Origin of the sequence: Actinoplanes subtropicus, assembly GCF_000721705.1 — a bacterium.
Taxonomy (GTDB): domain Bacteria; phylum Actinomycetota; class Actinomycetes; order Mycobacteriales; family Micromonosporaceae; genus Actinoplanes; species Actinoplanes subtropicus.
The window spans coordinates 74195-86098 of the sequence record NZ_JOJL01000034.1; the positions used below are offsets into that span (position 1 = coordinate 74195).

The following is an 11904-nucleotide window of genomic DNA, read 5'->3' on the forward strand; positions in this document are numbered from 1 at the left end:
GACCAGGTGTGCCGGAACGCGCCAAAGCCCTGCTGGTCGACGACCGTAAGGACAACCTGCTCGCCCTGGAAGCGATCCTCCAGGGCCTGCCGGTGACGCCGGTGGCGGTGGAGAGCGGCGAGGCGGCGCTGAAGCAGCTGCTCACCGACGACTTCGCGGTCATCCTGCTGGACGCGCAGATGCCCAATATGGACGGCTTCGAGACGGCCAGCCACATCAAGCGCCGCGAGCGCACCCGGCATGTGCCGATCCTGTTCCTGACCGCGGCCGACCGCGACGCGCAGCTGGCGCTGCGAGGGTACGCGGTCGGCGCGGTCGACTACCTCACGAAGCCGTTCGACCCGTGGGTGCTGCGCGCCAAGGTGAGCATCTTCGTCGATCTGTGGAACAAGACTCAGCAGCTCAAGGCCCAGTCGGAGGCGTCACGCGAGCGGGACTCGCAGTGGCAGCGGCTGACCGAGACGGTCGACGAGGCGGCCCGGGTGCTGCGCGCGAACGGGGACGACGCGGCGGCCGAGGCGCTGGCGTTGCTGGAGAAGGCGCGCTGGGGTACGGCTACCGATTGACGTACGGCGCCACGGCGTTCGCCAGGGCCGGGCGCAGCACCGACTTCGGGCGGAAACCGACCATCGAGCCGGTCAGCGTGCCGCCGCTGAAGAAGAGCAGCGTCGGCATCGACATCACCCGGTAGGTGCGGGTGGCCTCGGGGTTCTCGTCCGCGTTGAGCTTGCCGATCAGCAACTCGCCGTCGAATTCGGGCGCGAGCTCGGCCAGCGCCTGCGCCATCGGGCGGCAGGGCGGGCACCAATCGGCCCAGAAGTCGACGACGATCGGCAGCTCGGCCTTCAGCACGAGGGAGTCGAAGGTGGCGTCGGTGACGGTGATGAGCATGTGTTCTCCCGATGGGCGAGGGCTTGGCTCAGCTGGCTGTGCAGCCGCAGCCGGACGTCGGTGAGCTCCTCGATCAGCCCGTCCACCTCGGCCAGCTTGCGGCGCAACACCGCGACCGAGTCGGGGCAGACGTGACCGGAACCGGTGGTCCGCAGGCATTCGACGAACGGCTTGATGTCGTCCATCCCGAACCCGACCGCGAGCAGCGACCGGATCTCATGGACGACCCGCAACTCGGCGTCGTCGTACTGCCGATACCCGTTGGCATCCCGCTGCGGGTGGACCAGCCCCTGCTCCTCGTAGTACCGCAGGGTGCGAGCACTCGTCCCGGCCAGTTCGGCCAGCTCACCGATCAGCATGGCCCGACGCTATGCCTTCACACCGGCGTCAAGGCAACCTCTATGTGGCTGAGCTGATCATGAGGGCGCTGCGGAGGCCGGTGATGTCCAGGACGCGCATCAGGAACTCGCCGACGTTGGTCAGGGCGAGCACCGAGCGGGCGTGCTGGGCCTTGCGGCTGAGGACGACCAGCGTGCCGAGGCCCTGCGAGTCGCAGAATGTGACGCCGGCCATGTCGAGCACTATGCGGGCCGGCGGGTCGGACAGCGTTTCATTGACGATGGCCGAAAGGTTCGCGACCGTGAGCACGTCGATCTCACCGGCGAGGTGGAGTACGACCTCGTCGGAAGCGCGCTCCACCGCGATGTTCAGCTCCGGTCGCTCCACAGCGAGAGCCTATCGTCCAGGGTGTGGATCTGCCCGCTGGCCACGTCCGTAACCGGTCGTACCGGACATGCTGGTGTGACGCACGCACGACGTGAAGAACCCTCTTGGGACGGCACGACGGGGCCGCTGACAGAATGGGAGACGCTGTGACCACCTCATACCACGCCGAGGGCCTTCCCTATCCGGAGGACGCCCCGGTCTCCCAGGCCCTCTTCGACCGCGCCTCGGCCATCGTGCCCGGCGGGGTCAATTCACCCGTGCGTGCGTTCCGGGCGGTCGGCGGCACGCCCCGATTCATGTCTCAGGGCAAGGGTCCGTGGCTCACCGACGCCGACGGCCGGCGCTATGTCGACCTGGTCTGCTCGTGGGGACCGCTGATCCACGGCCACGCGCACCCGGAGATCGTCGCCGCGGTGCAGGAGGCGGCCGCCCGCGGCACCAGCTTCGGCACCCCCACCGTCGGCGAGGTCGACCTGGCCGAGGAGATCGTCCGCCGTACGCCGGTGGACGAGGTCCGCCTGGTCAACTCGGGTACCGAGGCCACGATGACCGCGATCCGGCTGGCCCGGGGCTGCACCGGCCGATCAAAAATCGTCAAGTTCGCCGGCTGCTACCACGGGCACGTGGACGCGCTGTTGGCCGCGGCCGGCTCCGGCGTGGCGACCCTCGGCCTGCCCGACTCGCCCGGCGTGACCGGCGCGGCGACCGCCGAGACGATAGTCCTGCCGTACAACGACGTCGAAGCTGTCGAGCTGGCCTTCGCGGCGAACGGCGACGAGATCGCCGCGGTGATCACCGAGGCGGCGGCCGGCAACATGGGCGTGGTCGCGCCCCGCGACGGCTTCAACCAGCGGCTCGCCGAGATCGCCCAGGCGCACGGCGCCCTGCTGATCGTCGACGAGGTGATGACCGGCTTCCGGGTCTCGGCCGGCGGCTGGGCCGGTCTCGAGCCGGTCGACGCCGACCTGTTCACCTTCGGCAAGGTGATGGGCGGCGGCCTGCCCGCGGCCGCGTTCGGCGGGCGGCGCGAGATCATGTCGCGGCTCGCCCCGGCCGGCCCGGTCTACCAGGCCGGCACGCTCTCCGGTAATCCGCTGGCCTGCGCGGCCGGGCTGGCCTCGCTGCGGCTCGCCGACGACGCGGTCTACAAGCGGCTGGACGAGTTGTCGGTGACCGTCGGTTCGCTCGCCTCCGTGGCGCTCAACGAGGCCGGTGTGGCGCATCACCTCTCGTACGCCGGCAATATGTTTTCGATCTTCTTTACCGACGACGACGTGGCCGATTACGACGCGGCCAAGACGCAGAACGCCGCGCAGTTCAAGGCCTTCTTCCACACCATGCTCAGCCGCGGCGTCTACCTGCCGCCCAGCGCGTTCGAGTCGTGGTTCGTGTCGACGGCGCTGGACGACGCGGCGCTGGAGCAGATCGCCGCGGCGCTGCCGCACGCGGCCCGGGCGGCTGGGGAAGCCTCGTGAGCGAGCCGAGCAGGACCACGGTGCACGTGTTGCGGCACGGCGAGGTCTACAACCCCGACCGGATCCTGTACGGGCGGCTGCCCGACTTCCACCTGTCCGAGCTGGGCAAACAGATGGCCAAGGCGGCCGCCGAGACGCTCGCCGCGCGGGACATCACGTACGTGGTGGCCAGCCCGCTCGAACGTGCGCAGGAGACGGCCGCCCCGATCGCCGCCGAGTTCAAGCTCGAGGTCGCCAGCGACACCCGGCTGATCGAGAGCGCCAACTACTTCGAGGGCAAGCGGGTCTCGGTCGGCGACGGCGCGTTCACCAACCCCCGGAACTGGTGGGTGCTGCGCGACCCGATCACGCCGTCCTGGGGCGAGCCGTACCTGCAGATAGCGCAGCGGATGTTCGCCGCCCTGCAGGCCGCCCGGGTCGCCGCCGAGGGCCACGAGGCGGTCTGCGTCTCGCACCAACTGCCGATCTGGACGCTGCGCCGGTACGTGGAGAAGAAACGGCTCTGGCACGATCCGCGCCGCCGCCAGTGCGGGCTGGCCAGCCTCACCTCGTTCCGCTTCGAGGGCTCGACGGTCGTCGGCGTCGACTACTCCGAGCCGGCCGCCCACCTCGTCGCCCTCTCCGCCTCCGCCAAGACCGCCAAGGGAGCTTGACCATGCGCCGCACCGCCGGAGTCCTGGCCATCGCCGCCCTCGCGGCGGTCGTGCTGACCGGCTGCGGCGGGGAGAACTGGGCCAGGAAGTGCACCACCACCGGCACCGTCGTGGAGTGCGCGCCGGACAAGCGGCCGCAGGTCAAGGACGTGACCGGCGACCTGCTCGACGGCGGCAGCTACGACGTGAGCCAGGACCGCGGCAAGGTCGTGGTGGTCAACTTCTGGGGCTCGTGGTGCGCGCCGTGCCGGGCCGAGGCGGACGATCTCGAGCAGACCTACCAGGCCACCAAGGTCAAGGGGGTCGCCTTCATCGGGGTCAACTCGCGGGACGACAAGGACGCGGCGAGGGCTTTCGAGCGCGGCCGGGTCACGTACCCCAGCATTTATGATTTTGACGGCAAGGTGGCGCTGAAGTTCGACGTCACCCAGACCAGCACCCCGCAGACCCTGATCCTCGACCGGCAGGGCCGGATCGCGGTGGCGCTGCGGTCGGCCACCACGCACACCCAGCTGCAGCCGCTGGTGGAGAAGGTCGCCGCCGAGGGGAACGGCTGATGGCCGACCACTTCGCCTCGATCGCCGGCACCGGCCCGCTGCTGCTGGCGATCGTCGTCGCGGCGCTCGCGGGCCTGGTCAGCATCCTCTCGCCGTGCGTGCTTCCGCTGGTGCCGGGCTATCTCTCGTACGTGACCGGGCTGGCCGGCTCCGACATGGACGCGGGCTCGTCGAAGACCCGGCGCGTGCTGGCCGGGACGCTCCTGTTCGTGCTCGGCTTCTCGATCGTCTTCACGCTGCTGCTGACGCTGGTGGCGAACATCGGCTTCGCCCTCAAGACGCACCAGGACCTGCTCGACGTGATCCTGGGCGTACTGGTGATCGTGCTGGGCTTCGGCTATCTCGGCTGGATCCCGGGGCTCCAGCGGGAAATGCGGATCAGCAAGCTGCCGGCGGCCGGGCTGGTCGGCGCTCCGGTCTTCGGGGCGATCTTCGCGCTCTCCTGGCTCCCGTGCACCGGGCCGACCCTCGCCGCGGTCGCCGCGATGGCCACCACGAGCGGGCAGACCAGCCGCGCCGTGACGCTCTCCCTCGCGTACAGCCTGGGGTTGGGTATTCCGTTCGTGCTCTTCGGTCTGTTCTTCCGGCGGACGCTCGGGCTCTTCCGGGCCATCCGGCGCAACAGCCGGTGGGTGACGCGGATCGGCGGCGTGCTGCTCATCCTGGTCGGCATAGCGCTGGTCACCGGCGGGTGGAATCACTTCCTGGTCTGGCTGCTGACCACCTTCGACTTCGGTGGGGGGACGCTGCTGTGACCGTGGTCGAGGAACGTCCGGCGCCGCCGGCCGCGCCGCCGCCGAAGTTGCCGCGGCGGCTGTGGGCGCTGCTGCGCAACTCGTGGCGGCAACTCACCAGCATGCGTACGGCGTTGGTGCTGCTCTTCCTGCTGGCCGTGGCGGCGATTCCGGGCTCGATCTTCCCGCAGCGGGCGGTCAACGAGCAGAAGGTCACGCAGTACTACCAGGCTCATCCGTCGCTGGCGCCGTGGCTGGAGCGGCTCGGCGGGTTCGAGGTGTACGGCTCGCCATGGTTCGCATCGATTTACCTGCTTTTGTTCACCTCGCTCGTCGGTTGTGTGCTGCCGCGTCTGCGCGATCATGCGCGGGCCCTGCGGCAGGCGCCGCCGGACGCACCGCGGAGGCTCGACCGTTTGCCGGAAAGTGCCGATTTAACGGTAGAAATCGGGCCGAAAGACATCGCTCGAATCCTGCGCCGTCGTCGCTTCCGCACCAAGATCCGCGAGCAGGAAGACGGCAGTTGGACGGTCTCCGCCGAGAAGGGCTACCTCAAGGAGACCGGCAACCTGCTCTTCCACTTCTCCCTGCTGGCGGTGCTGATCGGCGTCGGCTTCGGGCACTGGTACGGCTGGCACGGCGACCGCATTCTGGTGGCCGGCGCCGACCAGGGCTTCTGCGACTCGCTCGCGCAGTATGACGACTCCACGCTCGGCCCCCGCGTCGACGCCGCCGACCTGCCGGACTTCTGCCTCAAGCTGACCGACTTCCGCGCCGCGTACCAGGCCACCGGCCAGCCGAAGAACTTCTCCGCCACGGTCGCGGTCACCGAGGGCGACGGCCCGGCCAAGACCCGGACGTTCACGGTCAATGACCCGCTGCGCCTGCACGGGGCGAACGTGCACCTGATCGGCCACGGCTACGCGATCAGCCTGCGCTACACCGACCGGTACGGCGTCTCGCAGACCAAGGTCGTGCCGTTCCTCCCGATCGACGGCATGTTCACCAGCGAGGGCGTGGCCCAGTTCCCGGACGTGAACATCGACCCGAAGACCAACAGGCGCGACTCCACGCTGCAGATGGGCTTCGAGGGCCGCTACCTGCCCACCGTCGGCACCGACGGCAGCGCCACCTCGACCTTCCCGGCCGAGAACGCGCCCGCGCTGTTCCTTACGGCGTACCGCGGCGACCTCGGGCTCGACGTCGGCACGCCCGGCTCGGTGTACGCGCTCGACCAGGGGCAGATAGCCACCGGCGACCTCAAGAACGTCAGCGGCGCCCGCCCGCACGAGCTCAAGGTCGGCGAGAGTTGGACTCTGGACGACGGCACCAAGCTGGAGTTCCTCGGCACCCGGCCGTACGCGACGCTGGCGATCCGCTACGACCCGACGCAGACGCTGGTGCTGGCCGGCGCGGCGCTCGGCCTGCTCGGGCTGATGCTGTCGCTGGGCGGCCACCGGCGCCGGGTGTGGTTCCGGGCCCTGCCAGCTTCGCCGGAAAGCGACGGCGGTACGTTGTTGACGGCCGGTGGCCTCCCGCGCACCGACTATCCCGGTTTCGCCGATGAGTTCGCGCAGTTGGTGAAGGCCGCCGAGGAAGGGACGCCCTGATGGCGGAGTTGTCGAATCAGCTGATGGCGGTCGCCGTCCTTGCCTATTTGGCGGCAATGGTCTGTTATGCGGCGGAATACGCCTTCGGTTCGAAGAGCCGGATCGGACGGGCCGCAGTTCGTCCCGCTCGGCAGCTGGTCGGTTCCGGGGCGCCCGTTTCGGATATCGCGGACGATGAGGACATCGTCGAGGTCGCCAAGCCGGACAGATCGGGCGAGATCTTCGGCCGGATCGCGGTCGGCCTCAACATCGTGGCGCTCCTGCTGCACCTGGGCGCGCTGACCACCCGAGGCATCGCGGCCGACCGCATGCCCTGGGGCAACATGTACGAGTACATCCTCTCCGCGACCTTCGTCGGGTCCGCGGTCTGGGTGGGCGTGCTGATCCGCCGCCCGGCCATCCGCCACATCGGCCTGTTCGTGACGCTCGCCCTGGTCCTGCTCCTCGGCGCCGACGGCATGATCGCCTACACACCGGTCGGCCCGCTGGTCCCGGCCCTGCACTCGTACTGGTTCGTCATCCACGTCTCGACGATCATCCTGGCTTCCGGCATCTTCCTGATCGGCGCCGTGCCGGCCACGATGTTCCTCATCCGCGACGGCTACGACCGGGGCAAACGCCGCTTCCCGTATTCGCTCGGCCGCAACACCCCCGACGCCACCGTCCTCGAGCGGCTGACCTTCCGCCTGCACGCCTTCGCCTTCCCGCTGTTCACCTTCGGCGCCCTGATCGCCGGCCCGATCTGGGCCGAGGCATCGTGGGGCCGCTACTGGGGCTGGGACCCGAAGGAGGTCTGGGCGTTCATCTCCTGGATCGTCTACGCGGGCTATCTGCACGCCCGAGCCACCCCCAGCGTCAAGCGCACCGTGGCGACGTGGATCGCGCTGCTCGGCTTCGCCACCATGCTGATGAACCTCTTCGGCGTCAACCTGTTTTTCGGCGGCTTCCACTCCTACGCCAACCCCGGCGGGATGTAAGGCCCTAACTTCAAGACCATTCGCGCGTACGGGCGAAGGACCCGCCCACAACCGCAATCGACACCGACCCGGCGTGCACCGCGGCCCGAGTGCAACGAAAGCCTGTGCCGCGACCGCCGGGCTGAGATCGGTGGCCGGGAGTTACTACCCGAGTAGTCCACCCAGCAGCGACTGTCCCTGTGTGCCCGCACCGCCCGGCTCGCGCGTATCCGCTCCCGGCGCGCCTGGACTCTTCGCGCCTGTGCCCGTCGCACCCGTGCCTTCCTCGCCCGCGCCCGTCGCCCCCGCGGCCGTCGCGCCCGCGCCCGTCGCCCCCGCGGCCGTCGCGCCCGTGCCCGTCGCGCCTGCTCCAGTGCCCGTGCCGGTCGTCCCTGCGCCCGTGCCCGTGCCCATCGTGCCGGGGCCCGCCGCGGCCGGCTGCTGCCCGGCCGAGCTCTGCGCAGCGGGCTGGGTGGCGCTGGTTGTCGTTGCGGGGTTGGGGTTCTTGCCGGACAAATTTGATAAGTCGGTTAAATTAGGTGAAGGTGCTGTGGCGCCCTGGTCGCTGGTGTCGGGGATGCAGTCGCCGGCCGTCCAGGTGTCGTAGCGGTTTACCCAGTTCAGGCAGAAGCCGCCGGTGCGTTGGGGCTGGCCTGGGCCGTACCCGGTCAGCGTTGGCACGTCGTCTCGCCAGTAGCGGGCCGCGCTGCCGTCCGGGGGGCGCAACTGCACGTTGTCGACGGTTACCGACGGCACGTCGATCCGGGCCGGACGGCCGGCGTCGACGTGGACCTCGACGTACTGCTCGACGTACGCGCTCTGGCCGATCGGCAGGCGCTGCGCGGTCAGCAGGTTCCAGCGGTTGTCCCACCACAGCCACGCGCCCCACATGCCATTCGCGTCGCTGTGCAGGTCCATCCACACCCGGTCGCCCGGTCGCAACGCGTACTGGTCGTAGAACTGCCAGGTGTGGGTGTTGGTGTTGAACGTGTAGATGTGCTGCCGCAGCGGGCCGGCCCAGCCCGTCTGTGCCCAGCCGGCCTCCAGCCAGGCGATGTTGCCGCCGCCCAGGTCGCGCTTGACCATGAACCGCGCGGCCACGAAGTCGTAGCTGCCGGGGCGGATCGAGCCGTCCACCACCGAGATCCGGCCGGAGACGCCGCTCCACTCGCCCGCCGAGTTGGCGCCCAGGTGGTGGTAGCCGCTCGGGGTGAAGTCGGTCTGTTCTTGCCGGGCCAGGCGGACGCCGGACTCGAGGATCCGCCCCGCGGCCCGGCAGGCGCCGGGGGAGTGCGGCCCGGCCGGCGTACTGGGCGGCCGGGTCGAGGCGCGCCCGGCCGGGCAGGCGGGCAGACCGGCCGACGCCGACACCGCCGGGACCGCAGCGGCCAGCAGCGCGGTGACCGCGCCCAGCGCACACCATCGCGCCATGTTCCGGACGTTCACTGTCACCTCGCACCTCGCCGGGCCGCAGCCGATCGGAACAATCGCCCGTCTCAACGCGAATCGGACATCCTGAGTGACGGTGATCGCCCCGGTGCCGAACTGTCGTACGGGTGGTGAAGACTGGGATCCATGGCGCCTCGTGGGTTTCCGTATGACGATCTGCAGAGCTTCCTGTCGGCCCTCGAGGCCGCCGGTGAGCTGCGCCGGGTCACCGTCCCGGTGGACCCGACGCTGGAGATCAGCGAGGTCGTCACGCGGACCGTCCGAGCCGGCGGTCCGGCCCTGCTCTTCGAGCGCCCGACCCGCGGCGAGATGCCCGTGGCGATCAACCTGTTCGCCACCGAGAAGCGGATGGCGATGGCCCTCGGTGTCGAGTCACTCGACGAGATCGGCGACCGGATCGGCGCGCTGATCAAGCCGGAGCTCCCGGTCGGCTGGTCCGGCATCCGCGAGGGCATCGGCAAGGCGATGCAGCTGAAATCCCTCCCGCCGAAAAAGGTGAAGGCGGCGCCCTGCCAAGAGGTGGTGCTCAAGGGCGACGAGGTCGACCTCGGCCTGCTGCCCGGCCTGCAGGTCTGGCCCGGCGACGGCGGCATCTTCCACAACTTCGGGCTCACCCACACCAAGCACCCCGAGACCGGCAAGCGCAACCTGGGGCTCTACCGCCTCCAGCAGCATTCGAAAAACACGCTCGGCATGCACTGGCAGATCCACAAGGATTCGACGGCCCACCACGCGGTCGCCGAGCGTCGTGGCGAGCGCCTGCCGGTGGCGGTGGCGATCGGCTGCGACCCGGTGGTCTGCTACGCCGCGAGCGCGCCGCTGCCCTCCGACATCGACGAATACCTGTTCGCCGGCTTCCTGCGCGGCGAGCGGGTCGAGATGGTCGACTGCCTGACCGTCCCGCTGCAGGTCCCGGCGCATGCACAAGTGGTGCTCGAGGGCTATCTCGAGCCCGGCGAGCGGCAGCCCGAGGGCCCGTTCGGCGACCACACCGGCTTCTACACCCCGATCGAGCCCTTCCCGGTGCTGCACATCGAGACGATGACGATGCGGAAAAAGCCGATCTACCACTCGATCATCACGTCCAAGCCGCCCCAGGAAGACCATGGGCTCGGCAAGGCGACCGAGCGCATCTTCCTGCCGCTGCTGCGCATGCTGATCCCGGACATCGTCGATTACGACATGCCGGCCGCCGGCGTCTTCCACAACTGCGTGATCGTCGCGATCAAGAAGCGGTACCCGAAGCACGCGCAGAAGATCATGAACGCGATCTGGGGCGCCCACCTGATGTCGCTGACCAAGCTGATCGTGGTGGTCGACGAGGATTGCGACGTGCACGACTACGCCGAGGTCGCGTTCCGGGCGTTCGGCAACGTCGACTACGACCGCGACCTGCTGCTCGTCCAGGGCCCGGTCGACCACCTCGACCACGCGTCGTACCAGCAGTTCTGGGGTGGCAAGGCGGGCATCGACGCCACCCGTAAGCTGCCGTCCGAGGGCTACTCCCGCGGCTGGCCGGCGGAGATGGCCATGTCGAGCGAGGTCGTCGCGCTCGTCGACAAGCGCTGGAAGGAGTACGGCATATGACGGCGGTGGCCGCGGTCCCGGAGAAGCCGGGCAAGATCAAATCGTTCCTCGAGCTGGTCAAGATCGAGCACTCGATCTTCGCGCTGCCGTTCGCGTACCTGTCCGCGCTGGTCGCCCTCGACCGGCTCGATTCCGGGGTGCACTGGCTCGACCTGCTGCTGATCACGATCGCGATGGTCTCCGGCCGCACCTTTGCGATGGCGGCCAACCGCATCCTCGACCGCAAGATCGACGCGCTCAACCCGCGTACCCAGAACCGCGAACTGGTCACCGGCGCGGTGAGCCTGCGCACGGCGTGGACCGGCGCGCTGGTCTCGCTGGTCGTCATGGCGGTCGCCGCCGGGCTGCTCAACTGGCTGTGCCTGGCGCTCTTCCCGCTGGCGGTCATTCCGCTGGTCATCTACCCGTACGCGAAAAGATTTACGAACTACCCGCATTACGTGCTGGCGCTCGCCCAGGCGGTGGCGCCGGTCGGGGCTTGGCTCGGCATCACCGGCACGTTCTCCGGCTCCGGGCCGGCCTGGCTGCTGGGGGTCGCGGTGGGGCTGTGGATCGGCGGGTTCGACATCATCTACGCCTGTCAGGATGTCGAGATCGACCGGCAGATCGGCGTGCACTCGACCCCGGCCCGCTGGGGCGTGCGCACCGCCCTGCACATCTCCACGGTGACACATGTGGTGACGTTCGCGCTGTTCGTCTGGTTCGGCCAGGTGGTCGGGCTGTCGTGGCTGTGGTGGATCGGGCTCGCGCTGACCGCGGTCGCGTTCGCCTACCAGCACATCGTGGTCACCCCGACCGACCTGTCCAAGGTCAACCGCGCCTTCTTCACCGCCAACGGCTTCGTCGGCATCGCCCTGTTCCTCTTCGCCGTCCTCGACCTTGCCTTCCTATAGCCGAACCCCCATGGTGGCCGCGTCCTGGCGTGCGCTTGCGGAGACGCGACCCGTGCTACCCCGACCGACGACCGACCTTTGACCGCAGGCCCCGCGCCGCGCCACCTCGCTGCCCGCTGCTCCCGCGTCGTGCCGTCCTTGCTGCCCCGCGCCCCTCCGGCCCGGCGCCGCCCGGCTCTACGCCGCGCTGCCCGCGCTGCCCGCGCCGCCTGCGCTGCCCCCCGCGCTGCCCGCGCTGCCCCCCGCGCCGCCCCCGGCGCTGCCCCGCGCCGCCCCCGGCGCTGCCCCCCGCGCCGCCCGCGCTGCCCCCCGCGCTGCCCCCCGCGCTGCCCCCCGCGCTGCCCCCCGCGCTGCCCCCCGCGCTGCCCCCCGC

13 protein-coding genes are annotated in these 11904 nt (G+C 69.9%); 9 read left to right on the forward strand and 4 right to left on the reverse strand.

The features are described from left to right. The first annotated feature begins 8 nt into the window (after positions 1-8). A complete protein-coding gene (locus tag IH26_RS0139465) occupies positions 9-566 on the forward strand; it encodes a response regulator (RefSeq protein ID WP_030441408.1) in 558 nt (185 codons plus the stop codon). Here IH26_RS0139465 and IH26_RS0139470 read toward each other — a convergent pair. The 3 genes from IH26_RS0139470 to IH26_RS0139480 are packed head-to-tail and all read right to left on the reverse strand — an operon-like array spanning position 556 to position 1617. Further along, complete coding sequence (locus IH26_RS0139470) at positions 556-891, reverse strand: thioredoxin family protein (RefSeq protein ID WP_030441409.1); 336 nt, start codon at positions 889-891, stop codon at positions 556-558. The two genes, IH26_RS0139465 and IH26_RS0139470, sit on opposite strands and share 11 nt — an antisense overlap. Further along, the gene (locus IH26_RS0139475; protein ID WP_030441410.1) at positions 846-1250 is read right to left on the reverse strand and encodes a MerR family transcriptional regulator; all 405 of its coding nucleotides are present in this window, start codon (positions 1248-1250) and stop codon (positions 846-848) included. The genes IH26_RS0139470 and IH26_RS0139475 overlap by 46 nt, the downstream gene beginning before the upstream one ends. 40 nt (positions 1251-1290) lie before the next feature. Further along, positions 1291-1617, reverse strand: a complete 327-nt coding sequence (locus IH26_RS0139480) for an STAS domain-containing protein (protein ID WP_030441411.1) — start codon at positions 1615-1617, stop codon at positions 1291-1293. Positions 1618-1751: 134 nt separating this feature from the next. Between IH26_RS0139480 and hemL the strand changes: the two genes are divergently transcribed. The 6 genes from hemL to ccsB are packed head-to-tail and all read left to right on the forward strand — an operon-like array spanning position 1752 to position 7623. Next, the gene (gene hemL, locus IH26_RS0139485; RefSeq protein WP_051809310.1) at positions 1752-3092 is read left to right on the forward strand and encodes a glutamate-1-semialdehyde 2,1-aminomutase; all 1341 of its coding nucleotides are present in this window, start codon (positions 1752-1754) and stop codon (positions 3090-3092) included. Continuing rightward, positions 3089-3745 carry a histidine phosphatase family protein gene (locus IH26_RS0139490; RefSeq protein ID WP_030441413.1) on the forward strand — a complete coding sequence of 219 codons (657 nt, stop codon included), beginning with the start codon at positions 3089-3091 and terminating at the stop codon, positions 3743-3745. The genes hemL and IH26_RS0139490 overlap by 4 nt, the downstream gene beginning before the upstream one ends. Before the next feature lie 2 nt (positions 3746-3747). Further along, on the forward strand, positions 3748-4302 hold the full coding sequence (locus IH26_RS0139495; protein ID WP_030441414.1) for a TlpA family protein disulfide reductase: 555 nt from the start codon (positions 3748-3750) through the stop codon (positions 4300-4302). Continuing rightward, entirely contained in the window at positions 4302-5057 is a 756-nt protein-coding gene (locus IH26_RS0139500) for a cytochrome c biogenesis CcdA family protein (RefSeq protein ID WP_030441415.1), read from the forward strand. The genes IH26_RS0139495 and IH26_RS0139500 overlap by 1 nt, the downstream gene beginning before the upstream one ends. Then, positions 5054-6646 carry a cytochrome c biogenesis protein ResB gene (gene resB / locus IH26_RS0139505; protein WP_030441416.1) on the forward strand — a complete coding sequence of 531 codons (1593 nt, stop codon included), beginning with the start codon at positions 5054-5056 and terminating at the stop codon, positions 6644-6646. The genes IH26_RS0139500 and resB overlap by 4 nt, the downstream gene beginning before the upstream one ends. Further along, positions 6646-7623 carry a c-type cytochrome biogenesis protein CcsB gene (gene ccsB, locus IH26_RS0139510; RefSeq protein ID WP_030441417.1) on the forward strand — a complete coding sequence of 326 codons (978 nt, stop codon included), beginning with the start codon at positions 6646-6648 and terminating at the stop codon, positions 7621-7623. The genes resB and ccsB overlap by 1 nt, the downstream gene beginning before the upstream one ends. Before the next feature lie 144 nt (positions 7624-7767). Here the strand turns inward: ccsB and IH26_RS63470 are convergent, their stop codons facing one another. Next, positions 7768-9033 carry a hypothetical protein gene (locus IH26_RS63470; RefSeq protein WP_245665894.1) on the reverse strand — a complete coding sequence of 422 codons (1266 nt, stop codon included), beginning with the start codon at positions 9031-9033 and terminating at the stop codon, positions 7768-7770. A 144-nt stretch (positions 9034-9177) separates the two neighbouring features. Here IH26_RS63470 and IH26_RS0139520 point away from each other — a divergent pair, with 144 nt between their 5' ends. Further along, entirely contained in the window at positions 9178-10638 is a 1461-nt protein-coding gene (locus IH26_RS0139520; RefSeq protein ID WP_030441419.1) for a menaquinone biosynthesis decarboxylase, read from the forward strand. Further along, positions 10635-11531, forward strand: coding sequence for a menaquinone biosynthesis prenyltransferase MqnP (gene mqnP / locus IH26_RS0139525; protein WP_030441420.1), 897 nt, complete (start codon positions 10635-10637; stop codon positions 11529-11531). Before IH26_RS0139520 ends, mqnP begins: the two co-directional genes overlap by 4 nt. Positions 11532-11904 lie beyond the last annotated feature (373 nt).

Bases quoted from the DNA above. Each gene is read 5' to 3' on its own strand.
- mqnP (WP_030441420.1), top strand. From the start codon at position 10,635: ATGACGGCGGTGGCCGCGGTCCCGGAGAAGCCGGGCAAGATCAAATCG.
- IH26_RS0139475 (WP_030441410.1), bottom strand. From the start codon at position 1,250: ATGCTGATCGGTGAGCTGGCCGAACTGGCCGGGACGAGTGCTCGCACC.
- IH26_RS0139470 (WP_030441409.1), bottom strand. From the start codon at position 891: ATGCTCATCACCGTCACCGACGCCACCTTCGACTCCCTCGTGCTGAAG.
- ccsB (WP_030441417.1), top strand. From the start codon at position 6,646: ATGGCGGAGTTGTCGAATCAGCTGATGGCGGTCGCCGTCCTTGCCTAT.
- IH26_RS0139500 (WP_030441415.1), top strand. From the start codon at position 4,302: ATGGCCGACCACTTCGCCTCGATCGCCGGCACCGGCCCGCTGCTGCTG.
- IH26_RS0139520 (WP_030441419.1), top strand. From the start codon at position 9,178: ATGGCGCCTCGTGGGTTTCCGTATGACGATCTGCAGAGCTTCCTGTCG.
- IH26_RS0139495 (WP_030441414.1), top strand. From the start codon at position 3,748: ATGCGCCGCACCGCCGGAGTCCTGGCCATCGCCGCCCTCGCGGCGGTC.
- hemL (WP_051809310.1), top strand. From the start codon at position 1,752: ATGGGAGACGCTGTGACCACCTCATACCACGCCGAGGGCCTTCCCTAT.
- IH26_RS63470 (WP_245665894.1), bottom strand. From the start codon at position 9,033: ATGGCGCGATGGTGTGCGCTGGGCGCGGTCACCGCGCTGCTGGCCGCT.